We start from the raw sequence: 25,387 nt of genomic DNA on the forward strand, positions 1-25,387 counted from the left end.
ATTACTTTTATATGCCATTTGGTTTTTAAGAGGAATCGCCCGTTGAATGAAGACAAGCCCCGCAAACGCCGTGGTGCCGGCCGCGTCACCCTCAATACCGTGGCTCGGCAGGCGGGTGTGTCGGCGATCACGGTGTCGCGCTACTTCAATCAGCCAGACCAGGTGTCGCCGGAACGACGCGAGCGCATCGCCGCCGTGGTGGCAGCGCTGGGTTATGTCCCCAACCTGGTGGCCGGGGGGCTGGCGTCGGCCCGTGGCAAGATCGTCGGCATGGTGATCCCGAACATCTCCGGGCCGATCTTCGCCAACACCATTCAGGGTTTCAGCGACACCCTCAGTCGCCATGGTTATCAGCTGTTGCTGGCGTCGAGTTACTTCGATGCCGTGCAGGAAGAAAGCGCCGTGCGCGCGTTTCTCGGCTGGTCGCCGGCAGCGCTGGTGCTGACCAGTCACTTCCACAGCGCTGGCACCGAAAAGATGATTGCCGAAGCGGATATCCCAGTGATCGAAACCTGGGACTACCAACCCGAGCGCGAACCGCTGCAGATCGGGTTTTCGCATTTTGAAGTAGGCGTAACAGCCGCACGTTACCTGCACGGCAAGGGTTACCGGCGGATTGCTTTTGTACAGAACAGCGCGCCGGGGGACTTCAGTGCGCTGGAGCGGCGTGACGGCTACGCGGCCACCGTTCGTGAGTTGGGGCTGGAGCCCTGGGTGTTTGCCCCGAATGCCGATCGCCCACCGTTCGAAGCCGGCAAGCAAGCGATGCAAGCCCTGATGAACACCTCACCACGCCCCGACGCCATCATCTTCGCCAACGACAACCTCGCCGCCGGCGGTTTGCTGGCCGGGCAACGGGCCGGCCTGAACATCCCGCAAGACTGCGCGGTACTTGGGTTTGGCGATTACCCCTTCGCCGAAATGCTCCTGCCAAGCCTTAGCACCATCAAGCCACCGGCACTGGAAATCGGCGTCCTCGCCGCCACCCGCGTATTGGAAAGCCTGGGGGTGTTGCCGGTGGCGGATGAGGTGCAGCGCTTGAATCTGCTGGAGTGCCGGGTGATTGAGCGGGAGAGTGCTTGAACGATAAGCAACCTTCATTAATCAGCCCAGCTTCGGTGTCAGGCTGATAACTCGCGCAAAGCTGCCGCCGCCAAAAAACCAGATCTTGAGCTGTAACGCTGGTCCCGTCTGACGGTCTGGTCAATTCGCTCAAGCAGCTGCTCAGGCAACGTTGCATTGAAACGTATCGACTTGCCGAAATAAGGTGTGATATCGAAATCCACCACGCCCCACACACCGCCAGCATATTCGGGGTTTTCGATATGGGCATCGATCTCGCGTACCTGAGGCAGCGGATCCCCATCGGCGACCAGACCTTCGTAGTGCAGGGACAATGCCTCTTTCACGTTTTCGAACGCCTCGGCAACTGTGCCGCCTGCGGAGAAGCAACCCGGTACATCCGGGACGATCACTCCGTAGTCTGAGTCGGCATCCTTGTGCAGAACAACCGGAAATTTCATGTAGATGAATCCTTCCTGAGACAAGTCCGCATCGGGACTCTCGTATCCGATGACAGGCCTCATTTCAGACCTGCCTGTTTCAATATGCTGTTGATCGTTCCCTTTGGAAGATCAGAATCAGGGTGATTGATTGTCACCCTGCCTGGCTTATGCAAATGCTTGTATTGATGGTGGCTGCCTTTTACAGCCACCGGATACAACCATCCTCCTCGATCATCCTGATCATTTCCCTACTTCGCATTTCCTTCGCCCTTTTTCGACAGCAATGGCTGCGTACTTTAGGTAGGTCGAAGCGATAGCAATACACACAATACACACTTGGCAAAATAATAGCCGCTCAGGACGGAGTCGACTTTTTCTCTCGGACCGGCGGCTACCGCGCTTTAGCAAACACCTCCCCCAACCAATCCACGAACACCCGGACCCGTGGCGACATGTGTCGGTTGTGTGGGTACAGCACTGAAACAGGCATGGGCGGTGGCGGTGTCTCGGTGAGGATTTCCTTGATCAGGCCTTGGGCGATCTGCGTTTCCATCCGGTAATGCGGGCACTGGATCAGGCCCAATCCGGCTATCGCCGAAGCGGCGTAGATTTCCGCGCCGAATACGGAAACGGCGCCATCGATGGCGACTTCCTTGAGCTCGCCATTGACCATGAATTCGAACGGGAACAACTTGGCGGTGGTGCGAGAAACGTAATTCACCGCGCGATGGTTTTTCAGGTCGTCGAGGTTTTTCGGTTCGCCGTATTTGCGCAGGTAGGCCGGGCTGGCACAGGTGATCTGGCGCAGGTTGGCGACGCGTTTGCCGATCAGCGTGGAATCGCTCAAGGTGCCGGCGCGCAGCACGCAATCGATGCCTTCGCTGATGAGGTCGACCTGGCGGTCGGCCTCGCTGATGGACAGTTCGATGTCCGGGTAACGCGCCATGAATTGCGGCAGGGCCGGGATTACGAAATGCCGGGCCAGGGTGCCATGCAAATCCACCCGCAAGCATCCTTTCGGCGCCACGCTGCGAAACGCCAGTTCGGCTTCTTCCAGTTCCGCCAGCAACTGCACACACCGCTGGTAGTACGCCTCGCCATCCAGCGTCGGACGTACCTTGCGTGTGCTGCGCTCCAGTAATCGTGTGCCGAGCCAGGCTTCAAATTTATTGAGCGTGTGGGTCAGCGTGGCTCGTGGCAGGTTCAGGTCGTCCGCCGCCAGGGTGAAACTCGAGCGCTCGTAGATCCGCACAAACACTTTCATCGCTTTGACTTGATCCACGGCGAGCACTCGATTGTTGGCGATTTTTGAACAGTCAAGGCAACTCTGGTGCATTTATCGGCCTGAGTAAACATGTGAAATTGGCTTCACACCCATTCTTCAGGACCACCGCCATGACCCATCAAACTTCGAAAGTTGCCATCGTGACCGGCGCCGCCCGCGGCATCGGCGCAGTCATTGCCAAACAACTGGCGAGCGAAGGTTTCGCCGTCGCCATCAACTACGCCAGCAGTGCCACCGAAGCCTCAAGACTGGTGGTGGAATTGCGTCAGGCCGGGCATCAAGCCATAGCGATCAAGGCTGACGTGGCCATCGCCGACGACGTGCGGCGGATGTTCGACGAGACCGAAACGCAACTGGGCAAGGTCGATGTGCTAGTCAACAATGCCGGCATTCTCAAGGTGCTGCCGTTGGCGCAGCACAGTGATGAACTGTTCGAGCAAACTTTCAATATCCATGCACGTGGCACCTTCAACACCCTGCGCGAAGCCGCCACGCGCCTGAACGATGGTGGGCGGATCATTAATTTTTCCAGCAGCACCGTCGGCCTGAACCTGCCGGGCTATGCGGTGTACATCGCCAGCAAAGCGGCGGTGGAATCACTGACCCAGGTGTTTGCCAAAGAGATGCGAGGGCGCAATATCACCGTCAATGCGATCGCGCCTGGGCCGGTGGCGACCGAGCTTTTTTTGCACGGCAAGAGTGAAGAGCAAATTCAGAACTTCGCGAAGATGGCGCCGCTGGAGCGTCTGGGGCAGCCAGAAGATATTGCTCGCGTTGTGTCGTTTCTGGTCGGGCCGGATTCGGCTTGGGTCAATGGGCAGATTCTGCGGGTCAATGGCGGGTTGGTTTAAGCTGCTGTGGAGGCAGGCTCGACGCCATCGCTGGCAAGCCAGCTCCTACAAGGGTTGAACACAAAACCTGTAGAAGCTGGCTTGCCGGCGAAGGCGGCCTCAAAAGCAGCACCCCACTGGAGGAAATCCGCCATGCACACATCCATCATCATCACCTTCGGCCTGATCCTCCTGGCGCTGATGCTGTTCATCGGCGAGAAAATCGGATTCACCCGCCAGACCCTGGCCTACAGTTTTATCGTGCTGTGGCTGGCCCTGACGCTGATCAACGGCGCCGTCGGCATGGTGCATGCCGGCCAGCCATTGGGCACGGAGCTGGCCGTTGGCAGCGCCGTGTTCGGTATCCCGGTGGCGGCGCTGGTGTTGTTCATGGTGCTGACCACCGAGACATGAATCAACGCACCAGATGCAAGAACTGCATGTGCCGCTCGTACTGATCAAGGATGTCGTTGATCACCTGCTCCTTGGTGTAGCCCACCAGATCGTAGTCCTGACTGCCCTCGCTCAAATGCACTTCGGCCCGGTAATAACGACGGTTGTTGAGCTCCTTGGAGCCCATGCCGCCACGGGCGAATGACGGCGTGAAATAACCGCGCATCTGCACTTGATAGATGAACGGATGCTCTTCACCGTGACCAACTTCCAGGCTGACGCTGTCATTCACCGGCTCCGGGTGAGTGATGACACTCAAGCCCTTTTCAACGAACACCGCCGAAACCTCTTCGATGGCCGGACGCACCGTCGAGTCGAGGAAGCGATAAACCTCGTCCCGCGATGGAAAATGCACGGCCTGACTCAAACGCTGACGCCAGCCACCGCGCCGCGAGCCTGACACCGGCGCGAGGGAATGCAGTTGCGCGATCTGCTTTTGCGATTCCAGATAAAACGCCTTGTGCAGGCCCCACATCATCAACAGCAGAATCAGCGAGAACGGCAACGAGGTCAGCACCACCGCCGACTTCAGCGCATCGATGCTGCCGGAAAACAGCAGCGCACTGGTCACCAGCGCGGTCATCGCGCCCCAGAACACCCGCAGCCATTTCGGTCCGTCTTCATCGGGGTTGCCGCCCTTGGCGGACAGGGTCGACAACACCACCGTGCCAGAGTCGGCCGAGGTGACGAAGAATACGAAGCTGATGAACACCGTGACCGCGATAACGGTTTTGCTCCACGGATAGGTTTCCAGCAGCAGGTAAAGGGTCATCGATGGATTGTCGATGGCCGACATACCCAGCGCACTCATGCCGTGATTGAGCACCTGGTCGATGGCGCTGTTACCGAAGATCGACATCCACGCCAGGGTGAAACCGAGCGGGATCAACAGCACGCCGAAGACGAATTCACGGATGGTGCGCCCACGGGAAATCCGCGCGATGAACAGGCCCACGAACGGCGACCACGCAATCCACCAGGCCCAATAGAACACCGTCCAGCCGCCCAACCAGTCGCTGGGTTTGTCGTAGGCGTAGAGGTCGAAACTCTTCATCGGCAACGCGCCGAGGTAGTCACCGACGTTCTGGATAAGGGTGTTGAGCAGGTGCTGCGTCGGGCCGGCGAACAACACGAACAGCAGCAACGCGCAGGCCAGCAGCATGTTGATGTCGGACATCACCCGCACGCCTTTGTCGACGCCGGATACGGCGACGATGATCGCAGCGCCCATCATCAGCGTGATCAGACCGACCTGAATCCACTGGGTGTGGGCGATGCCGAACAGATAATCCAGGCCCGAGTTGAGGTGCAACACGCCGAAACCCATGTCGGCACCGAGGCCGAACACCGTGGCGATGATGCCGAAACCGTCCACTGCGTAACCGATCGGGCCATTGATGCGCTTGCCGATCAGCGGGTACAGCGCCGAGCGCAACGCCAGCGGCAGGTTGTGGCGATAGGCGAAATAGGCCAGCGCCATGCCGACGAAGGCGAACACGCCCCAGCCATGCAGGCCCCAATGCAGAAACAGAATCTGCATCGCCTGACGCGCCGCCTCCGCCGTGCCTGCCTCGCCTTGCGGTGGCTGGAGCATGTGGGTCAGCGGTTCGGACACGCAGAAGAAAAACAGCGTAATGCTGATCCCGGCGGCGAACAGCATGCCGGCCCAGGACAAGTAACTGAACTCGGGCTCGTCGTGGTCGGCACCGAGCTTGATCTTGCCGTAGCCGGACAAGGCGGTGACCACCACGAAGACCAGATACAGCGTCATCGCGAGCATGTAATACCAGCCGACCGTATTGGCCGCCCAGTTTTGCGCCGCCAGCAACCACGCGCCGGCCTGCTCGGGCATGGCGATGACAACGACGCCGAACAACAAAATGAAACTCGCCGCAAAGTAAAACACCGGCGGATTCATGCGGACCAGGCCGCTTGAAGGAATGGACGATGCACTCATGATCGGTGCACCTCGAGGGGGTAAAACGTGGCTGTAGAAATCTGACTCAGCAAAGGCAAGCCTCCTGTTGTGAGCGGGCGGCGAACCACCGGTTTAACTTGAATGAACGTTCAAGTTAAACATGGATAGGGCGCTAAGGACTAATCCCAGGGCTCGGCGGTCGTGGTTGTACGCTAGCTCAGGGAAAGCTATGTGGTGGAATTTGGAAGATTGATTCGGCACCTGCACAAATCAAATGTGGCGAGAGAGCTTGCTCCCGCTGGGCTGCAAAGCAGCCCTAAAACATGCACCCCGTTTTTTTTCAGATAAGTCCAGGTGACCGGCTTATGCGGCTGCTGCGCAACCGAGCGGGAGCAAGCTCCCTCGCCACAAAAGCACTGCGCATCGCCGGACCTATTTCTGCGTCCCATCATCATGCTGCAAATTAGCCTGGGTCAGGTTGCTGCCCGCCGGCACGCTGCGGGTCAGCCAGACGTTACCGCCGATGGTCGAGCCCTGGCCGATGGTGATCCGCCCCAGAATCGTCGCACCGGCATAAATCACCACGTCATCTTCGACAATCGGATGCCGCGGCTGGCCCTTCTGCAACTGGCCGTCTTCGTCTGCCGGGAAGCGCTTGGCGCCCAAGGTTACGGCCTGATAAATCCGCACCCGTTCGCCAATGATCGCCGTCTCGCCGATCACCACGCCAGTCCCGTGGTCGATGAAGAAACTGCGGCCGATCTGCGCGCCCGGGTGAATATCGATGCCGGTGGCCGAGTGGGCGATTTCCGCGCTGATTCGGGCCAGCAACGGCAACCCGGCGCGGTACAAATGGTGAGCCAGGCGATGGTGAATCACCGCCAGAATGCCCGGATAGCAGAGCAGCACTTCATCGACGCTGCGTGCTGCCGGATCGCCGTGATAGGCCGCCAGAACGTCGGTGTCCAACAGGCTGCGCAGCCCCGGCAACGCGAGGGCGAAGTCCTGGATGATCTGAATGGTCTTGGCTTCAACTTCAGTGTCGGCCTGGGTGCTGTGGCGAGCGGCGTAGCGCAATTCGAGTCGCGCCTGCGCCAGCAACGCATTCAACGCGACGTCGAGCGTGTGACCGACGTAGAAGTCTTCACTCTCTTCACGCAGGTCCACAGGTCCCAGACGCATCGGGAAAAGCGCACCGCAGAGGGCTTCGAGAATCTCCGCCATGGCGGCTCGGGAAGGCAACTCGCGACCGCCCTGTTCGGTGCTGGCGCGGCCGTTTTGCGCACGCCACTGGTCACGCGCCGTGCGCAGTTGGCTGACGATGGTCTGCAATTGCCAATGGCTGGAACGCTCACTCACGGTAAAAACTCCTCACGAGCGGCCGGAGAGTCTGGCCGCGTCAACGGCGAATACTTTACGGCATGGTCCGCGGGCCAAATTAAGAACCAATTGTGCTGTGGTAAGTATCATTGGCTATAAGCGATTGGCGGTTGCCCAGGCTTTTTTGCGTGCCTATAGTCCCTTCATCTTCCACCGCCAGTACGGAACTATGTCCAATCAAGAGCCGATCAAACAGCAGCTTGCCCGCTTCAACCGTCTCGACCTGCTCAATCAGCCCACCGCCCTGGAAAAACTCGAACGCCTGTCGACCTGGCTGGGCCGTGACGTGTACGTCAAACGCGATGACCTGACACCGCTGGCCATGGGCGGCAACAAACTGCGCAAACTCGAATACCTGGCCGCCGATGCCTTGGCGCAAGGTGCCGACACCTTGATCACTGCTGGCGCAATTCAGTCCAACCACGTGCGCCAGACCGCCGCCATCGCCGCCAAGCTCGGCCTTGGTTGTGTAGCCCTGCTGGAAAATCCCCTGGGCACCGATGACGCCAACTATGTTGGCAACGGCAATCGACTGTTGCTCGACTTGTTTGATGCCAAAGTCGAGTTGGTGGAAAACCTCGACAACGCTGACGATCAACTGCATGCCTTGGCGCAACGCCTGCGCAGCAATGGCAAGAAACCGTATCTCGTGCCGATCGGGGGTTCCAACGCGTTGGGTGCTTTGGGTTATGTGCGTGCAGGCTTGGAACTGGCCGAACAGATCAAGGACACCGGGCTGAATTTCGCCGCTGTGGTTCTGGCCTCCGGCAGCGCCGGTACCCATAGCGGTCTGTCGTTGGCGTTGAGTGAAGCACTGCCGGATTTGCCAGTGATTGGCGTCACGGTGTCCCGCAGTGACGAGGACCAGCGCCCGAAAGTCCAGGGCCTGGCTGAGCGAACGGCCGAATTGTTGGGCGTGACGTTGCCGGCGAGTTTCAAGATCGAACTGTGGGACGAGTATTTCGCGCCGCGCTATGGCGAGCCGAATGCCGGGACGCTGGCGGCGGTCAAGTTGCTGGCGGGGCAGGAAGGCCTGTTGCTTGACCCGGTCTACACTGGCAAGGCGATGGCCGGGTTGCTCGACGGGATTGGGCGTCAGCGTTTCGATGAAGGCCCGATCATCTTCCTGCACACCGGTGGGGCGCCGGCGTTGTTTGCCTATACGAGCTTTTTGAAGGACTGAGGATCAAAAGATCGTAGCCTTCGACAGCTCCTACAGGTGTACGCCGACCCTGTAGGAGCTGCCGAAGGCTGCAATCTTTTCAGGGCTCAACACATATTCACTAATTGCATAACAAAAATAGAATTTATTATTTTCTAATCTAAAAGCGTCGTCTTATAGTCACGCCGCAGGCGAATTTGCAGCGAGACGCATACGCTGCTTTAGGGCAGGATATCGCTGACGTTGAAATCCCGAATTTGCCAACTTTCCTTAAGCGTCTTCCATAAGAAAACACAGGGGCTTGTCATGAATTTTTCCGCACTACGTCGAAATCTGCTGGTGGGTTCGCTGGGCCTGGCACTGAGCGCCGGCCTGATCGGCCAGGCAGTGGCCGGTGAGCAACTGCAACAAATCAAGGACAAAGGCGTGATCAACGTCGGCCTGGAAGGCACTTACCCTCCGTTCAGTTTCGTCGATGCCGACGGCAAACTGGCCGGCTTCGAAGTCGAGTTCTCCGAAGCCCTGGCCAAAGAGCTGGGCGTCAAGGTCAAACTGCAACCGACCAAATGGGACGGCATCCTCGCCGCCCTGGAGTCCAAGCGTCTGGACGCTGTGATCAACCAGGTGACCATCTCCGAAGAGCGCAAGAAGAAGTACGACTTCTCCGAGCCTTACACCGTTTCCGGGATTCAAGCGCTGGTTCTGAAAAAGAACGAAGGCTCCATCAAGTCCGCCGATGACCTGGCCGGCAAGAAAGTCGGTGTGGGCCTGGGCACCAACTACGAACAATGGCTCAAGGACAATCAGCCGAAAGCCATCATCAAGACTTATGACGATGATCCGACCAAGTTCCAGGATCTGCGTGTAGGCCGCATCGACGCCATTCTGATCGACCGCCTCGCCGCACTGGAATACGCCAAGAAGGCAACCGACACTGTTGCCGCCGGCGCAGCGTTCTCCCGCCAGGAAGCCGGTATTGCCCTGCGCAAAGGCGAGCCGGAACTGCTGGCTGCGGTGAACAAGGCCATCGACAAGCTGCGTGCCGACGGTACGCTGAAAAAGCTTTCGGAAAAATACTTCAGCGCTGACGTCACTCAATAATGGAAGAAGCTTTCCAACTCGCACTGGATTCCGCGCCCTTTCTGCTCAAGGGCGCGTACTACACGGTCATCTTGAGCCTCGGCGGGATGTTCTTCGGCCTCATCCTGGGCTTCGGCCTGGCACTGATGCGCCTGTCGCGCTTCAAGCTGGTGAGCTGGATCGCCCGCATCTACGTGTCGTTCTTTCGCGGCACGCCGTTGCTGGTGCAACTGTTCGTGATCTATTACGGCTTGCCGCAATTGGGCATGGAACTCGATCCAATTCCGGCGGCCATGATTGGTTTCTCGCTGAACATGGCCGCTTACGCCTGTGAAATCCTGCGTGCCGCGATCAGCTCGATCGAACGCGGCCAATGGGAAGCGGCTGCCAGCATCGGCATGACCCGTGCGCAGACTCTGCGCCGGGCCATCCTGCCGCAGGCGATGCGCACCGCGTTGCCACCGCTGGGCAACAGCTTCATTTCGCTGGTCAAGGACACCGCGCTGGCGGCCACCATCCAGGTGCCGGAGCTGTTCCGTCAGGCACAGCTGATTACCGCCCGCACCTTCGAAGTTTTCACCATGTATCTTGCCGCCGCGCTGATCTACTGGATTCTTGCCACGGTGCTTTCGCACCTGCAGAACAAGTTGGAAGAGCGGGTCAATCGGCACGACCAGGAGTCCTGACCCCATGATTGTCGTGGAAAAACTGACAAAGCAGTTCAAGGGTCAAGTCGTGCTCAACGGCATCGATCTGCAAGTGAAGGAAGGCGAGGTTGTGGCGATCATCGGGCCGAGCGGCTCGGGTAAAACCACCTTCCTGCGCTGTCTGAACTTCCTCGAAGAACCCACCAGCGGCCGGATCAAGGTCGGCGATATCGAAATCGATACCAGCCGCCCGCTGAACCAGCAGCAAAGCCTGGTGCGGCGTTTGCGCCAGCACGTGGGTTTCGTGTTCCAGAACTTCAACCTGTTCCCCCATCGCACTGCCCTGGAAAACGTCATCGAAGGCCCGATCATCGTGAAGAAGATCCCGCATGCCGAAGCCGTTGCCCTGGGTAAAAAGCTGTTGGCCAGGGTTGGCCTGGCAGGCAAGGAGGACGCTTACCCGCGCCGCCTCTCCGGTGGTCAGCAACAACGTGTGGCGATTGCCCGCGCGCTGGCGATGGAGCCGGAAGTGATCCTGTTCGACGAACCGACTTCAGCGCTCGACCCGGAGTTGGTGGGCGAAGTGCTGTCGACGATTCGCAGCCTGGCCGAAGAGAATCGCACCATGGTCATCGTCACCCACGAAATGGGCTTTGCCCGCGACGTGGCCAATCGGGTGGTGTTTTTCGACAAGGGCGTTATCGTCGAACAAGGCGAAGCGAAGGCCCTGTTTGCCAACCCGAAAGAAGAACGCACGAAACAGTTTCTTAGCAAGTTTCTGAATAACGCGCACAACTAACACCCCTCGACCCCTCGCAACAACTGTTAACTTCCATGGATGGAAGTTACACCACAGCCGCTCCAATCCGGTAAAAACAACTTTTCACTACTATGACTCTGACCATGGCTACAGGAATTTTTACTATTACTAGCGGTACATATGTACGTCCCGCATCAGATTTATCCTGCCTAAAATCCAAGAATCCCCGACAGAAGCCTGCTACAGCGCCTGCGGGCGTTTCGGCATAAAAACCACAATACCCCGCAGTCTAGTTCGACAGCCCAGTACAGTTTATTAACGTAAGTCCGTAGGAACTTTCTGAATAACGCAATAACTGACGTCCAACTAATAATTTCCATTGACACTTATTCGACCGCACTCTTATCTAGCTCACAACAGACGCTAAATACTGTCTAAGAGCCGGAATAACTTTCCGCTTTGTTACTTTTCAACCACGCCTTTTGAACTTTCAGAAACGGACTTCACTGCAAGGCTTCAAGGAGAGAAACCATGACCAGTACCTCGAATAAAACCGAACTTGCGGCCCCGACCCTGGCGCAATCCCACAAAACCGGCATCAACATCACCTCGGCGGCCCATCTGCTGATCGATGTGCCGCCCTACCCCGCGATGGACGAAGGCGACCTGATCGAGCTGTTCTGGGACAACTGCTACATCGCCTCCCGAGCGCTGACAGCCAAGGATGTTGGCCAAGCCGTTCAGCTTCGTGTCCCCGAAAGTTTCATTACCAATGGCACCTCGCGCCTTCACTACCGGGTCATGCAGATTGGCCAGGGGCAGTCGGTATCCCACGCCAGACACGTACAGATCAAGCTCGATTGCCCCGGTGGCCAGCCGTCAGCCCTGTGTGGCGACGAAAACCAGTCCCTTGCACCGGTCTGCATCCCGGAGACGATTCGCCGTCAGGGGGTGAATCCGAACCAGATCAAGCGCGGCGTGCCCTTGACCATCGAGCCGTACCTGAACATGGCCATCGATGACGAAATCACCCTTCGCTGGGGCGATGTGCGGATGGATTTGCCCCGGCTAAAGGCCAGCGATTTAGGCCAGCCGATTCAGGTCTGGGTACCACCGGCGATCATCATCGAGGCCGGCGAAGACCTGCGCCTGGAAGTGACTTACTGCATCCTCGACCGCGTGGGTAACAACTCGCGCTGGGCGCCGGCGCGTACGTTGAAGATTGGTTGTGCCAATCCCTATCTCAGGGTGCCGCCCAAGAAAACGCTCAAGGCAGCCGAACAAAAAATCAGCTGATGCCTGAAAAGATCGCAGCCTTCGGCAGCGCCTACAGGGGTTTGGCGTACACCCTGCAGGAGCTTCCGAAGGCTGCGATCTTTTTTGCGGCTGCAACAATGCTGCCCTGAACTGTTGCCCCAGAAACAACTGTTGCCCCATGAACAGTTCATATAGACACACTTCTATTCATATTCCTAAAAGTTAGTTCATAACTTATTTATAAACGCTTAGGGTATATGCACCGGACCACCGGACCTTCTTGTTTTCGTACGCCGCACACCGCGGTGCTTCCATGAGATGTGAGGTAGGTATGGTCCGGAACACAATCACCCCAGTGCAGATCGCCAGGGCATTGAGTGCAGCCAAGGAGTGGCGCTGATGTCCAGTCTGGCAGATGCAATCGTCCACAGTGATTTGGACGTCGCCCCGTTGTTGTTGCCCGCGCAAGTGCTGCGCAACGACGCACAAGCCATTAAAGCCGCCCATGAGCTGGCGCAAGTCGCCCGCCTGCAAGCGGCCAAACGTGACCAGCAGCGCAAGCTGCCGTGGTCAGAAATAGAACAGTTCACCCGCAGCGGCCTGGGCAGCATTGCCATCCCGCGCGAGTACGGTGGCCCGCAGGTTTCGTTCGTCACCCTGGCAGAGGTTTTCGCGATCATTTCCGCGGCGGACCCGGCGCTGGGGCAGATCCCGCAGAACCAGTTCGGCATCCTCAACCTGGTGCTCGGCAGCGCTACCGAGGCGCAGAAAAAACAACTGTTCAAAAGCGTTCTGGAAGGCTGGCGCATCGGTAATGCCGGGCCGGAGCGCGGCAGCAAAAACACCCTGGAGCTCAAGGCTCGGATCACCGCTGATGGCGATGGTTATGTCCTCAACGGGCAGAAGTTTTACTCCACCGGCGCGCTGTTCGCGCACTGGGTCGCGGTCAAGGCGCTCAATGACGACGGCAAGCAAGTGCTGGCTTTCGTGCGTCGCGGCACGCCGGGTTTGCGCATCGTCGATGACTGGTCCGGTTTCGGCCAGCGCACCACCGCCAGCGGCACCATTTTACTCAACAACGTGCGGGTCGACGCCGAGCTGGTGGTGGATAACTGGAAGATCAACGACAAGCCCAACATTCAGGGCGCCGTCTCGCAATTGATTCAAGCCGCCATCGATGCCGGCATCGCCCGTGGTGCCATCGACGACGCCATCGATTTCGTGAAAACCCGCGCTCGCCCGTGGATCGACGCCAACGTCGAACGGGCCAGCGATGACCTGTACGTGATCGCTGACATCGGCAAACTGAAAATCGAACTGCATGCCGCCGAAGCGCTGCTGCGCAAGGCCGGGCAGGTGCTCGATCAGGTCAACGCCGCGCCGCTGACCGCCGAGTCCGCCGCCCGCGCTTCGATTGCCGTGGCCGAAGCCAAAGTGCTGACCACCGAAATCTCGCTGCTGGCCAGCGAAAAGCTGTTCGAACTGGCCGGCAGCCGCGCCACCCTCGCCGAATTCAACCTCGATCGCCACTGGCGCAACGCCCGCGTGCACACCCTGCACGACCCGGTGCGCTGGAAATATCACGCGGTGGGTACCTACCGCTTGAACGGTACTTTGCCGGCACGCCATTCCTGGATCTGACGACCAGACATCTGGAGAAACACATGACAATTTCTCAACACGTCGCGGTCATCACCAGCGATGAGCAAGCTCTGATCGTCGCCAGCGACCTGGCCGAAGATTTCAAACGCGACAGCGCCGTGCGCGACCGCGAACGCCGTTTGCCACACCCGGAGCTGGAAGTGTTTTCCCGCTCGGGCCTGTGGGGCATCAGCGTGCCGAAGGCATACGGCGGCGCCGGCGTTTCCAACGTCACCCTGGCCAAGGTCATCGCACTGATTTCCCAGGCTGATGGCTCGTTGGGCCAAATCCCGCAGAACCATTTCTACGCCCTCGAAGTGCTGCGCGTGAACGGCAGCGAAGAGCAGAAAAAACGTCTGTACGCCGAAGTGCTGGCCGGTCAGCGCTTCGGTAACGCGTTGGCGGAACTTGGCACCAAAACCGCCCACGACCGCGTCACAAGCCTGACGCGCGATGGCGACGGCTATCGCATCAACGGTCGCAAGTTCTACGCCACCGGCGCGATTTACGCACAACGCATCCCGACCTCGGTGGTGGATGAAAACGGCGTGCAGCAACTGGCGTTCGTCCCGCGCAACAGCAAAGGCCTGACCGTCATCGACGATTGGAGCGGCTTCGGCCAGCGCACCACTGGCAGCGGTTCGGTGGTGTTCGAAGATGTCTACGTCGCAGCCGAGGATGTGATCCCGTTCCAGAGCGCTTTCGAGCGCCCGACTCCGGTCGGTCCGTTGGCGCAGATTCTCCACGCCGCCATCGACACCGGCATCGCTCGCGCGGCCTATGAAGATGCACTGCATTTCGTGCGCACCAAAACCCGGCCGTGGATCGACGCCACCCATGAAAAAGCCACCGATGACCCGCTGACGATCAAGAGTTTCGGCTACTTGAGCATCCGTTTGCACGCTACCGAGGCGCTGCTGGAGCGCGCCGGCGAATTCCTCGACAAGGCCCAGGCCAACACCAACGCCGAGACCGTTGCCGCCGCGTCGATTGCCGTCGCCGAAGCACGTGCCATCAGCACCGAAATATCCCTCGCCGCCGGCACCACGCTGTTCGAACTGGCCGGCAGCCAGGCTACCCTGATCGAACACGGTCTGGATCGCCACTGGCGCAACGCCCGGGTGCATACCCTGCACGACCCGGTGCGCTGGAAATACCACGCGGTCGGCAACTACTACCTCAACGATGAAAACCCGCCACTGCGGGGAACCATCTGATGGCCGACGCGAAAAAGAAGATCCTGCTCAACGCGTTCAACATGAACTGCATCGGGCACATCAACCATGGCCTGTGGACGCATCCACGGGACACCTCGACCCAGTACAAGACCATCGAGTACTGGACCGAACTGGCGCAACTGCTGGAGCGCGGACTGTTCGACGGCTTGTTCATCGCCGACATTGTCGGTGTCTACGACGTCTACCAGAACTCGGTCGACGTGCCGCTGAAAGAGTCGATCCAGTTGCCGGTCAACGACCCGCTGCTGCTGGTCTCGGCCATGGCCGCCGTCACCAGAAACCTCGGTTTCGGCCTCACCGCCAACCTCACCTACGAACCGCCGTACCTGTTCGCCCGACGCATGTCGACGCTGGATCATTTGAGTCGCGGACGGGTCGGCTGGAACATCGTCACCGGCTACCTCGACAGCGCCGCCAAGGCCATGGGCCTGAGCGAGCAGGTCGAGCACGACCGCCGTTACGACCAGGCCGACGAGTACCTGGAGGTGCTTTACAAGCTCTGGGAAGGTAGCTGGGAAAACGGCGCGGTGCTCAACGATCCGCAACAACGGATCTACGCGCAGCCTGAGAAAGTGCACAAGGTCGAGCACAAGGGCGAGTTCTATCAAGTCGAGGGTTATCACCTGTGCGAACCCTCGCCGCAGCGCACGCCGGTGCTGTTCCAGGCCGGCAGTTCGGATCGCGGTTTGCTGTTCGCCGGTCGGCACGCCGAGTGTGTGTTCATCAGCGGCCAGACCAAAGCGTCGACCAAGGTGCAAGTGGACAAGGTCCGCGCCAGCGCCGTCGACGCCGGGCGTAATCCCGAGGACATCAAGGTGTTCATGGGCTTGAACGTGATTGTTGGCGCGACCGAAGAACTCGCCTGGGCCAAGCACGCCGAATACCTGAGCTACGCCAGCGCCGAAGCCGGTGTGGCGCATTTCTCGGCATCCACCGGGATCGATTTTTCCGAGTACGCCATCGACGAACCGATCCAGTACGTGAAGAGCAACGCGATCCAGTCGGCCACCAAAAACCTGCAAAACAACGACTGGACCCGGCGCAAATTGCTCGAGCAACACGCCCTTGGCGGGCGCTACATCACCGTGGTCGGCTCGCCTGAACAAGTGGCCGACGAGCTGGAATCGTGGATCGCCGAAACCGGCCTGGATGGCTTCAACCTGACGCGGATCGTCACGCCGGAAAGCTATGTGGATTTCATTGAACTGGTGATCCCGCAGTTGCAGCGTCGAGGGTCGTACAAGACGGCTTACGACAATGGCAGCTTGCGCGAAAAGCTGTTTCACGGTGAGGCGCATTTGCCTGAGCAACACACCGGATCGGCTTACCGCCGCTAAAAGCATCGCTGGCTTGCCAGCGATGAGGCCCTAACAAACACCCCAAATTTATGCACTGACTGGAATAAACATCATGACCAAGAACTACCTCTCTCACCCAGTCAAAGCACTGGCCCTGGCCCTCGGCCTGTTCAGCTCTGCGGTTTTTGCCGCCGATGCGCCACTGAAAATCGGCACAACCGCCGCCTTCGCCATTCCTCTGGAAGCGGCAGTCGAAGAAGCCGGCAAACAAGGCCTGAAAGTCGAGCTCGTCGAGTTCACCGACTGGATCGCGCCCAACGTCAGCCTCGCCGCCGGCGACATTGACGTGAACTACTTCCAGCACATCCCCTTCCTGGAAAACGCCAAGAACGCCTCCGGGTTTGACCTGGTGCCCTTCGCACCGGGGATCATCAACAACGTCGGCCTCTACTCGAAGAAATACAAAAGCTTCGACGAACTGCCGCAAGGCGCGAGCGTCGCCATCGCCAACGACCCGATCAACAGCGGTCGTGGTTTGCAGCTGTTGGCCAAGGCTGGCCTGATCACGCTCAAACCGGGCGTGGGCTACAAAGCCACCGAAGAAGACATCATCGCCAACCCGAAGAAAATCAAAATCCTGCAGGTCGAAGCGGTGCAACTGGTACGCGCTTATGACGATGCCGATCTGGTCCAGGGCTACCCGGCCTATATCCGCTTGGCGAAGACCTTTGATGCCGGCTCTGCCCTGCTGTTCGACGGCCTTGATCACAAGGAGTACGTGATTCAGTTCGTGATCCAGCCGAAAAGCAAAACCGACCCGCGCCTGATCAAGTTCGTCGACATCTACCAACACTCGCCGGCCGTTCGCGCCGCGCTGGATAAAGCCCACGGCAAGCTCTACCAAGCTGGTTGGGAGAGCTGAGGATGACGGCGGCCACGCAACGGCGACTGGACATTCCAGAGCACAGGAATGCTGAACAGACCGAGCTGCACCCAGAGCTCAATCGTGCCCACGTGCGCTTCATCGGCCTGGGCAAAACCTACGAAGGCCAGCAAGGCCCGGTCGCCGCCCTGCAAGGCATCGACCTGGCGATCCAGCGTGGCGAAGTGTTCGGCATCATCGGCCGCAGTGGTGCGGGCAAGTCGTCGCTGATCCGCACCATCAACCGTCTCGAACAACCGACGTCTGGGCGCGTGTTGATCGATCAGGTCGACATCGGCGAGTTCGATGAAGATCGCTTGGTGGCGCTGCGTCGACGCATCGGCATGATCTTTCAGCACTTCAATTTGATGTCGGCCAAGACGGTTTGGCAGAACGTCGAATTGCCGCTGAAAGTCGCCGGTGTGCCCAAGGAAAAACGCGAGCAGAAAGTCCGCGAACTGCTGGAACTGGTCGGCCTGCAAGGCAAACACAAGGCTTACCCGGCGCAACTGTCCGGCGGGCAGAAACAGCGCGTCGGCATCGCCCGCGCACTGGTCCACGACCCGGCGATTTTGCTTTGCGACGAAGCCACTTCGGCGCTGGATCCGGAAACCACACAATCGATCCTCGGCCTGCTGCGCGAGATCAATCAACGCCTGGGCTTGACCATCATTTTGATCACCCACGAGATGGCGGTGATCCGCGAAATCTGCGATCGCGTCGTTGTCCTTGAACATGGGCGAATCGTCGAGCAAGGCCCAGTGTGGGAAGTCTTTGGCAACCCGCAGCATGAGGTCAGCAAGACCTTGCTCGCGCCGTTGCAGCATGCGCTGCCGTCAGAGCTGCAAAGTCGTTTGCAGGCTCAACCCAAGTCCCCGGATGATGCCGTCGTGCTGCGCCTGCAATTCACCGGGACAGCGCACGACGAACCCGACGTCGCCGCCCTGTTCAGCGCCCTCGGAGGCCGAGTGCGCTTGCTGCAAGGTGGCGTCGAACGGATTCAGGGCCACGCCCTCGGGCAACTGCTGCTGGCCGTGACGGGGTCGACCCTTGGCGCCGAAGAGTTGCGTCAACGCGCCGGGCAATGGGCGCAAAAGGTGGAGGTGCTGGGTTATGTGGTTTGATCGTTTGCTGCAAGGCTTCATCGATACGTTCTTGATGGTTGGTGTGTCGTCGCTGATCGCGCTGCTGGCGGGCATTCCGTTGGCTGTAATCCTGGTCACCAGCTCCAAGGGCGGCATCTATGAAGCGCCGGCGCTGAACCGCGTATTGGGTGCGTTCGTGAACCTGTTCCGCTCGATTCCGTTTCTGATTTTGATGGTGGCGTTGATTCCCTTCACCCGGTTGATTGTCGGCACCACGTACGGTGTGTGGGCCGCCGTGGTGCCATTGACCATCGCGGCGACGCCGTTCTTTGCGCGCATTGCCGAAGTCAGTCTGCGCGAGGTCGATCACGGACTTATCGAAGCGGCGCAAGCCATGGGTTGCCGGCGTGGGCATATCGTTTGGCATGTGCTGTTGCCGGAAGCGCTGCCGGGGATTGTCGGTGGGTTCACCATTACGCTGGTGACCATGATCAACTCGTCGGCCATGGCCGGAGCGATCGGTGCCGGTGGGCTGGGGGACATTGCGTATCGATACGGGTACCAGCGGTTTGATAGCCAGATCATGCTGACAGTGATTGTGTTGCTGGTGGCGTTGGTGGCGGTGATTCAGTTGGGTGGGGATCGGTTGGCTCGGGGATTGAACAAGCGCTAGATCCTTGGTGCGTCAGGAGCCTTTGTGGCGAGGGAGCGTGCTCCCGCTCGATTGCGCAGCAATCGCAAAACCAGACACATAAATTTCTCTGACACACGTCATTGATGGTTTTGGGGCTGCTTCGCAGCCCAGCGGGAGCAAGCTCCCTCGCCACAGATTGCACTGCCACAATTCTCATGGCGTATATTCGGCAAATCCCAATTGCCTGCGCAGCCGACCATGAAACAAACCCCCGCCGATCTCGACCAAATCACTTCCACCACCCTGGGCCATTACAACTCGGTGGCAGAAGGTTTTCGCGAAGGGACGCGCGATCACGATGTCAGCCAGAACATTGATGCGCTGTTGCGGCATATTCAGGGTAAGGCGCCGTTCGACATTCTCGACTTTGGTTGCGGGCCCGGTCGTGACCTGCAAACGTTCACCCGCACGGGCCACAAGGCTGTCGGCCTCGACGGTTCGGAGAAGTTTGCGCAAATGGCCCGTGAGGACAGTGGTTGCGAAGTCTGGCAGCAGGATTTTTTGAAACTCGATCTTCCGGCCGAACGCTTTGACGGGATTTTCGCCAATGCGGTGCTGTTTCACATCCCGCGCCAGGAATTGCCTCGGGTGTTGAAGGAATTGCGCGAGGCATTGAAGCCAGGTGGTGTGCTGTTCAGTTCCAATCCTCGTGGCGAGAATCAGGAAGGCTGGAACGGGCCGCGCTATGGGGCGTATCACGATCTTCAGGCGTGGCAGCAGTTGCTGACCGAGGCGGGATTTGAGGAGCTGGAGCATTACTACCGGCCGGCGGGGCTGCCACGGGAGCAGCAGCCTTGGTTGGCGAGTGTCTGGCGTCGCGCCGATATCGGTTGAAGATCAAAAGATCGCAGCCTGCGGCAGCTCCTACAGAGGCTGCGATCTTTTGCTTTTAGGCTATGCAGACTCTTTCTTAGGCTCGCGAATCCTGTACCAGGCCACATACAACGCCGGCAAAAACAGCAGCGTCAGCAGCGTGGCGACAATGATCCCGCCAATCATCGCGTAAGCCATCGGCCCCCAGAACACTTCCCGGGCAATCGGGATCATGCCCAGGCTCGCCGCCGCGGCGGTCAGCAGGATCGGTCGCCGACGATGTTCTGTGGCTTCCACCACGGCATCCCACGGTGAAGACCCTTGAGCCTCGAACTCCTCGATCTGGGTCACCAGGATCACCGAGTTGCGGATGATGATGCCGATCAGTGCGAGGATGCCGAGGATCGCCACGAAGCCCATCGGCGTTCCGGTGGGCACCAGCGCCAGCACCACGCCGATCAAGCCCAGCGGCGCGACGCTGGCCACCAGGAACATCTTCTGCACGCTGTGCAACTGAATCATCAGGAAGGTGGCCATCAGGAACACCATCAACGGCACGACCTGGTTAATCGGCCCTTGGGCCTTGGCGCTTTCCTCCACCGTACCGCCCGTGGCGACCTTGTACCCTGCCGGCAACGCCGCGGCGAATTTTTCGATATCCGGCTTGAGCAGTGTCACCAGATCGGTCGGCTGAATATCACCGACCACTGCGGTCTTGATGGTGATCGTCGGTTTGCGGTCGCGGCGCCACACCAGCGGTTGCTCCAGTTCGTAGCGCACGGAAGCAAACGCCAGCAGCGGAATCGAGGTGCCGCCCGGGGTGAGGATCTGCAGGTTTTGCAGGGTTTCCGGCGAACCGCGCTCGGCATCCACGGCGCGGCCGACCACGTTGATCAGGTAAATGTCGTCGTCGACCTGAGTCACCGTCGAGCCGCTGACGATGCTGTTCATCAGGTTCGCCACGTCTTCGGACGACAAACCAAGTTGCCGCGCCTTGTCCTGGGCGATGTCGATGCGCAGCACCTTGCCTGGCTCGTTCCAGTCGAAAATGATTTCGCCGATGTGCGGGTTTTTGTCCAGTTGGCTGGCCAGATCGATCGCGTGCTTGCGCACCTGATCGATGTCCGGGCCGCTGACGCGGTACTGGATCGGCCGCCCCACGGGTGGACCCATTTCCAGCGCTTGCACGAAACTGCCGATGCCAACGAAGTCCTTGCGCAAACGCTCACGCAAGCGATCGCTGAGCGCTGCGCGCGTTTCAAAGTCTTTGGCGACGATCACCAGTTGCGCGTAGTAAGGGTTCTGCAGTTGCTGGTCGAGAGGCAGATAAAAACGAATCGCGCCCTGGCCGACGTAAGTACTCCAGCGCACGATATCCGGGTCACCCTTGAGCGTCGCTTCGAGCTTGTCCACAGCCTTGCGGGTCTCATCGATGGAGGCGTTCTGCGGCAGGTTCAGGTCCACGAGGATTTCCGGGCGATCCGAGGACGGGAAGAACTGGTTCTGCACAAAACGCATGCCGACTACCGACAGCGCGAACAGCAGAACGGTGAAGCCGATCGCCCACCAGCGGTTGCGCATGCTCCACAGCAGGCCACTGTTGAAGGCCCGCCCCAGACGCCCCGGCTCAGCCGAGTGCGGCTTCACTTTGGCGCTGAGGATGTGCACGCCGATCACCGGGGCGAACAACACCGCGACAATCCACGAAACGAGCATGGCCACGGCGATCACCGCAAACAGGGTGAAGGTGTACTCGCCGGCCGAGCTGGCGTTCAGGCCAATCGGCACGAAGCCGGCGACAGTCACCAGGGTCCCGGTGAGCATCGGGAACGCCGTGGAGGTATAGGCAAAAGTTGCCGCCTGCTCCTTGGTATCGCCCAGTTCCAGCCGCGAGACCATCATCTCGACCGTGATCATCGCGTCATCCACCAGCAGGCCGAGGGCGATGATCAACGCGCCGAGGGAAATCCGCTGCATGGTGATGCCGCTGTATTCCATGAAGACGAAGACCATCGCCAGCACCAGCGGGATCGAGCACGCCACCACCAGCCCGGCGCGCACGCCGAGGCTGATGAAGCTGACCACCAACACGATCACCACGGCTTCGAACAGCGCGCTGGTAAAGCCACCGACGGCTGCTTCCACCACGACAGACTGGTCGGACACGTTGTGCACGCCAACGCCCACCGGCAGATTGGCCGTCAGTTCGCTCACGCGCTGATGCAGTGCCTTGCCAAAGGCCTGGATGTTGCCGCCCGTTTGCATGGCAATGGCCAGACCGATGGCTTGCTGGCCGTTGTAGCGAAACTCCGGCGTCGACGGGTCGACGTAGCCACGGCGGATATCGGCAATGTCGGCCAGACGATAGAAGCGATCATTGAGCCGCAAGTTGACGTTGGCCAGATCCTTCTCGGAGATGAACTGCCCGGAAGTGCGCACGGAAATCCGCTCGGGACCGGCCTCGATCACCCCGGCCGGAGTTACGGCATTCTGGGTTTGCAGGCTTTGTACGACTTGCTGTTCGTCGATACCCAGCGCCGCCAGTTTGCGGGTCGAGAAGTTCAGGTAGAGAACTTCGTCCTGCTGGCCGATCATCTCGATCTTGCCCAACCCCGGCACACCCCGGATATCGGCACGTGCCTGCTCAACGTAGTCTCGCAACTGGCGCATCGACAGGCCGTCAGCGGTAAAGGCATAGATAGAACCGAACACGTCGCCGAACTCGTCGTTGAACGACGGCCCCTGAATACCCTGGGGGAACGAGTAGCGAATGTCGGTGATCTTCTTGCGCACCTGGTACCAGATTTCCGGAATGTCCTTGGCCTTGGTGGTGTCGCGCAGGTACACGTAGACCGTGGATTCGCCGGGGCGGGTGTAGCTTTTCACGTAATCGAGGGAATCAAGCTCTTCGAGTTTTTTCTCGATACGGTCGGTGACCTGCTTGAGGGTTTCCTCTTGAGTCGCACCGGGCCAGCGAGTCTGTATCACCATGGTCTTGATGGTGAACGACGGGTCTTCCTCGCGGCCCAGGTTGATGTACGAGAACACGCCCATCAGCAGAGAGACAAACATCAAATACCAGACAAACGACTGATGTTTGAGCGCCCATTCGGATAAGTTGAAACTCCCTTTCATTGCGGGCTGCCCTCATCGACTTTCACTTTTTGCCCCGGTTTGAGGCTGTTCACACCGGCACTGACAATTCGTTCGCCGGACTTCACCCCATTGGCCACCACCACCGTAGTGTCGGTACGACTGACGATGCTGACGTCTCGTGGGGATACGGTTTGCGCCTGCGTGTCGACGATCCAGATGCGCGCTTTGCCATCGACCTCCTGCAATGCGCTCAAGGGTAGTTCGATACGCGGCGTGATCGCCGAGCTCAAGGTCACGCTGATTGCCGTACCGAGGCGAAACGCGGTCGGTGTTTCGCTCAGGGTCAGGCGCGCGCGCCGGGTGCGGGTTGCGCTTTCGGCCTGGGGTTCGATTTCACGTACGGTGGCCGTGGTGGCGATGTCCGGGTTCAGTTGTGAGGCGACCTGGAAGACCACGCCTGGGGGCAATTGATCGACCAGGGTGTCGGGCAGGTCGATCACCGCTTCCTTGATGTCCGGTTGCGCCAGGGTCACCACCTGCTGGCCGGCGGTAACGACTTGCCCGGCTTCGGCATTCCACGCCGTCACCACGGCCTTGTGATCGGAGCGCAATTCAACATAGTTGAGTTGGTCCTTGGCCTGGCTGACAGCAGCCTTGGCCTGATCGAGCGAGGCCTGAGTGGTTTTCAAGTCCGTCTGCGCGGCGTCCAGTTGCGCCTGCGAACCCACGCCACGATCGAACAATTGTTGCTGGCGCCGGGCGGTGGCCTGGGCATTGATTAATTGCGCCTGGACACTCGCCAGATCGCCCTCGGCCGAGCGCAACTGGTTCTGCTGGTCGGTGGGGTCGAGCGTAGCGAGCAAAGCACCCTTCTCGACTTCGGCACCGACATCCACGCTGCGGCTGGCAATACGTCCCGGCACCCGGAAACCGACGTTGGATTCGTATCGGGCCTGGATGCTACCGGCGAAGCGCCCGAGGTTTTGCTCGCCCAGCGCCTCGACCTTGATCGACAGCACGGGACGAATCGGCTCAGGCGGCGGTTCTTTTTTCGAGCAGGCCACCAGCATCACACCGGCCAAAAGCAGTAAAAGACGCTTCATGGCTGAGCCCCCTCGGACAGTTCCTTGTAGGTGTTTTCGGCGATCTCCACCTTCACCCCGGGGTGCAGCAACTGGCCGCCAGCGACGACGACTTTTTCGCCACCCGTCAGGCCGGCGCTGATGATGACTTTACCGGTCAGGTAGCGGCCCACCGTAACGTCGTGCAATTGCGCCTTGCCCTCACCGTCCACCATCCACACCGCCGGCTTGCTGACATTTTTCGTCAGCGCCGACCACGGCAGTTCCACGGCAGATTTACCCCGGGTATTGGCGGTGGCACTCACCACCGAGCCCAACTGCATGCCTTGGGGCAACCCGTCGAGAGTGACTTTGACCTGCACCGTACCCGTTTGCTCGGAGACGGCCGGGGTGACTTCCCGAACGGTCCCGGTAGTCTTGATCGCCGGATTATCCAGCAGGCTGACCACCACCGCTCTATCAGACGGCGGCTCGGCCAACAGCGATTCGTAGACGTTAAACACTGCGTCCCGCTCACCGTCCCGGGCCAGGCTGAAAATCGGCACCGTGGCCTGCACGACCTGGCCAACCTCGGCCTGCCGCGCCGTGATCACACCCGGCGCATCGGCGATCAACGCGGTGTAGCTCAATTGCTCACGGGCGTTGGCCAATTGCGCCTGGGCCGCCGCCAGCGAGCTTTGACTGCTGCGCAATGCGGCTTGGGCGGAATCGTATTCGCTTTGGCTGGTATAGCCCTTGGGCAGCAGTTTTTGCTGGCGTACGAAGGAGGCGGCGTTCTGCTTGACCTTGGCCTGCTCGGAGACAACCTGAGCCAGCGCCGAGTCAACGTTGGTTTGCAGGTCCTTGGGATCAAGACGGGCAAGCACCTGCTTGGCCGAAACCCGGTCACCGACATCCACCGTACGCTGGATGATCTTGCCGCCAACGCGGAACGACAGTTCGGTCTGCACCCTTGCCTGCACATCGCCGGTCAGCGTGATGTTGGCGGCGTACTCGGCCGGCTTGACCTCTTGCACGAAGACCCGTGGCCGGTCCTTCTCGACCGGTTGTTCTTTTTCACAAGCACTCAGCAAAGCCAGGAGGCTCAGGCCAAGCGCAATTTTCAATCCGGGACCAGCCATGCAGACTCCTTTGCGTTTAACGGGCGCGATTCGTCTGTCAGCTTAGAACAGGCTTTAACCTTCGCCCACGCAAATTTGCCATTTCCTCTGTATGCGCTGCCGAAGGCTGCAATCTTTTGT

22 protein-coding genes and 1 pseudogene are annotated in these 25,387 nt (G+C 59.5%); 15 read left to right on the top strand and 8 right to left on the bottom strand.

Annotated features, from left to right (window positions below):
• Positions 1 to 42: 42 nt before the first annotated feature.
• A complete protein-coding gene (locus KGB21_RS03020; protein ID WP_034148466.1) occupies positions 43 to 1,083 on the top strand; it encodes a LacI family DNA-binding transcriptional regulator in 1,041 nt (346 codons plus the stop codon).
• Between the two features lie 38 nt (positions 1,084 to 1,121).
• Here the strand turns inward: KGB21_RS03020 and KGB21_RS03025 are convergent, their stop codons facing one another.
• From KGB21_RS03025 to KGB21_RS03035, 3 genes and pseudogenes are all read right to left on the bottom strand, one after another.
• Positions 1,122 to 1,586 carry a type II toxin-antitoxin system HicB family antitoxin gene (locus tag KGB21_RS03025; RefSeq protein ID WP_411741303.1) on the bottom strand — a complete coding sequence of 155 codons (465 nt, stop codon included), beginning with the start codon at positions 1,584 to 1,586 and terminating at the stop codon, positions 1,122 to 1,124.
• Positions 1,583 to 1,764, bottom strand: a pseudogene (locus KGB21_RS03030) (type II toxin-antitoxin system HicA family toxin). The gene KGB21_RS03025 and the pseudogene KGB21_RS03030 overlap by 4 nt, the downstream one beginning before the upstream one ends.
• 132 nt (positions 1,765 to 1,896) lie before the next feature.
• On the bottom strand, positions 1,897 to 2,787 hold the full coding sequence (locus tag KGB21_RS03035; RefSeq protein ID WP_223503492.1) for a LysR family transcriptional regulator: 891 nt from the start codon (positions 2,785 to 2,787) through the stop codon (positions 1,897 to 1,899).
• A 113-nt stretch (positions 2,788 to 2,900) separates the two neighbouring features.
• Here KGB21_RS03035 and KGB21_RS03040 point away from each other — a divergent pair, with 113 nt between their 5' ends.
• Positions 2,901 to 3,641 carry an SDR family oxidoreductase gene (locus KGB21_RS03040; RefSeq protein ID WP_223503494.1) on the top strand — a complete coding sequence of 247 codons (741 nt, stop codon included), beginning with the start codon at positions 2,901 to 2,903 and terminating at the stop codon, positions 3,639 to 3,641.
• Between the two features lie 132 nt (positions 3,642 to 3,773).
• The gene (locus tag KGB21_RS03045) at positions 3,774 to 4,034 is read left to right on the top strand and encodes a hypothetical protein (protein WP_034148462.1); all 261 of its coding nucleotides are present in this window, start codon (positions 3,774 to 3,776) and stop codon (positions 4,032 to 4,034) included.
• A gap of 1 nt (position 4,035) precedes the next feature.
• On the opposite strand, the gene betT is transcribed toward KGB21_RS03045, so the two are convergent.
• Together betT and epsC are read right to left on the bottom strand one after the other, a co-directional pair.
• Positions 4,036 to 5,991, bottom strand: a complete 1,956-nt coding sequence (gene betT / locus KGB21_RS03050; RefSeq protein WP_172668672.1) for a choline transporter BetT — start codon at positions 5,989 to 5,991, stop codon at positions 4,036 to 4,038.
• A gap of 432 nt (positions 5,992 to 6,423) precedes the next feature.
• Entirely contained in the window at positions 6,424 to 7,350 is a 927-nt protein-coding gene (epsC, locus tag KGB21_RS03055; RefSeq protein WP_034148460.1) for a serine O-acetyltransferase EpsC, read from the bottom strand.
• Between the two features lie 190 nt (positions 7,351 to 7,540).
• On the opposite strand from epsC, the gene KGB21_RS03060 reads away from it, so the two are divergent.
• The 12 genes from KGB21_RS03060 to KGB21_RS03115 all read left to right on the top strand — a co-directional run bounded on the left by KGB21_RS03060 (position 7,541) and on the right by KGB21_RS03115 (position 19,989).
• Entirely contained in the window at positions 7,541 to 8,554 is a 1,014-nt protein-coding gene (locus KGB21_RS03060) for a D-cysteine desulfhydrase (RefSeq protein WP_034148459.1), read from the top strand.
• Positions 8,555 to 8,839: 285 nt separating this feature from the next.
• A complete protein-coding gene (gene tcyJ, locus KGB21_RS03065; protein WP_034148458.1) occupies positions 8,840 to 9,634 on the top strand; it encodes a cystine ABC transporter substrate-binding protein in 795 nt (264 codons plus the stop codon).
• Entirely contained in the window at positions 9,634 to 10,299 is a 666-nt protein-coding gene (gene tcyL / locus KGB21_RS03070; protein ID WP_034148457.1) for a cystine ABC transporter permease, read from the top strand. The genes tcyJ and tcyL overlap by 1 nt, the downstream gene beginning before the upstream one ends.
• A gap of 4 nt (positions 10,300 to 10,303) precedes the next feature.
• Positions 10,304 to 11,059, top strand: coding sequence for an L-cystine ABC transporter ATP-binding protein TcyN (tcyN, locus tag KGB21_RS03075; protein WP_034148456.1), 756 nt, complete (start codon positions 10,304 to 10,306; stop codon positions 11,057 to 11,059).
• 492 nt (positions 11,060 to 11,551) lie between these two features.
• The gene (locus tag KGB21_RS03080) at positions 11,552 to 12,316 is read left to right on the top strand and encodes a hypothetical protein (protein ID WP_223503495.1); all 765 of its coding nucleotides are present in this window, start codon (positions 11,552 to 11,554) and stop codon (positions 12,314 to 12,316) included.
• Between the two features lie 360 nt (positions 12,317 to 12,676).
• Entirely contained in the window at positions 12,677 to 13,918 is a 1,242-nt protein-coding gene (locus KGB21_RS03085) for an SfnB family sulfur acquisition oxidoreductase (protein WP_034148454.1), read from the top strand.
• Positions 13,919 to 13,941: 23 nt separating this feature from the next.
• The gene (locus KGB21_RS03090; RefSeq protein WP_223503497.1) at positions 13,942 to 15,135 is read left to right on the top strand and encodes an SfnB family sulfur acquisition oxidoreductase; all 1,194 of its coding nucleotides are present in this window, start codon (positions 13,942 to 13,944) and stop codon (positions 15,133 to 15,135) included.
• Positions 15,135 to 16,493 carry an LLM class flavin-dependent oxidoreductase gene (locus tag KGB21_RS03095; protein WP_223503499.1) on the top strand — a complete coding sequence of 453 codons (1,359 nt, stop codon included), beginning with the start codon at positions 15,135 to 15,137 and terminating at the stop codon, positions 16,491 to 16,493. The genes KGB21_RS03090 and KGB21_RS03095 overlap by 1 nt, the downstream gene beginning before the upstream one ends.
• A gap of 73 nt (positions 16,494 to 16,566) precedes the next feature.
• Complete coding sequence (locus tag KGB21_RS03100; protein ID WP_034148451.1) at positions 16,567 to 17,376, top strand: MetQ/NlpA family ABC transporter substrate-binding protein; 810 nt, start codon at positions 16,567 to 16,569, stop codon at positions 17,374 to 17,376.
• 2 nt (positions 17,377 to 17,378) lie between these two features.
• Complete coding sequence (locus tag KGB21_RS03105; protein ID WP_223503500.1) at positions 17,379 to 18,500, top strand: methionine ABC transporter ATP-binding protein; 1,122 nt, start codon at positions 17,379 to 17,381, stop codon at positions 18,498 to 18,500.
• The gene (locus tag KGB21_RS03110) at positions 18,490 to 19,134 is read left to right on the top strand and encodes a methionine ABC transporter permease (protein WP_034148449.1); all 645 of its coding nucleotides are present in this window, start codon (positions 18,490 to 18,492) and stop codon (positions 19,132 to 19,134) included. The genes KGB21_RS03105 and KGB21_RS03110 overlap by 11 nt, the downstream gene beginning before the upstream one ends.
• A gap of 219 nt (positions 19,135 to 19,353) precedes the next feature.
• On the top strand, positions 19,354 to 19,989 hold the full coding sequence (locus KGB21_RS03115) for a class I SAM-dependent methyltransferase (RefSeq protein WP_223503502.1): 636 nt from the start codon (positions 19,354 to 19,356) through the stop codon (positions 19,987 to 19,989).
• Between the two features lie 60 nt (positions 19,990 to 20,049).
• Here the strand turns inward: KGB21_RS03115 and KGB21_RS03120 are convergent, their stop codons facing one another.
• The 3 genes from KGB21_RS03120 to KGB21_RS03130 are packed head-to-tail and all read right to left on the bottom strand — an operon-like array spanning position 20,050 to position 25,267.
• Positions 20,050 to 23,103, bottom strand: a complete 3,054-nt coding sequence (locus KGB21_RS03120) for an efflux RND transporter permease subunit (protein ID WP_034148447.1) — start codon at positions 23,101 to 23,103, stop codon at positions 20,050 to 20,052.
• Positions 23,100 to 24,167, bottom strand: a complete 1,068-nt coding sequence (locus KGB21_RS03125; protein WP_034148446.1) for an efflux RND transporter periplasmic adaptor subunit — start codon at positions 24,165 to 24,167, stop codon at positions 23,100 to 23,102. Before KGB21_RS03125 ends, KGB21_RS03120 begins: the two co-directional genes overlap by 4 nt.
• Positions 24,164 to 25,267 carry an efflux RND transporter periplasmic adaptor subunit gene (locus KGB21_RS03130; RefSeq protein ID WP_034148445.1) on the bottom strand — a complete coding sequence of 368 codons (1,104 nt, stop codon included), beginning with the start codon at positions 25,265 to 25,267 and terminating at the stop codon, positions 24,164 to 24,166. Before KGB21_RS03130 ends, KGB21_RS03125 begins: the two co-directional genes overlap by 4 nt.
• Between the last annotated feature and the right edge of the window lie 120 nt (positions 25,268 to 25,387).

The sequence above is a fragment of the Pseudomonas sp. GL-RE-29 genome, assembly GCF_019947275.1.
GTDB lineage: Bacteria > Pseudomonadota > Gammaproteobacteria > Pseudomonadales > Pseudomonadaceae > Aquipseudomonas > Aquipseudomonas fluorescens_A.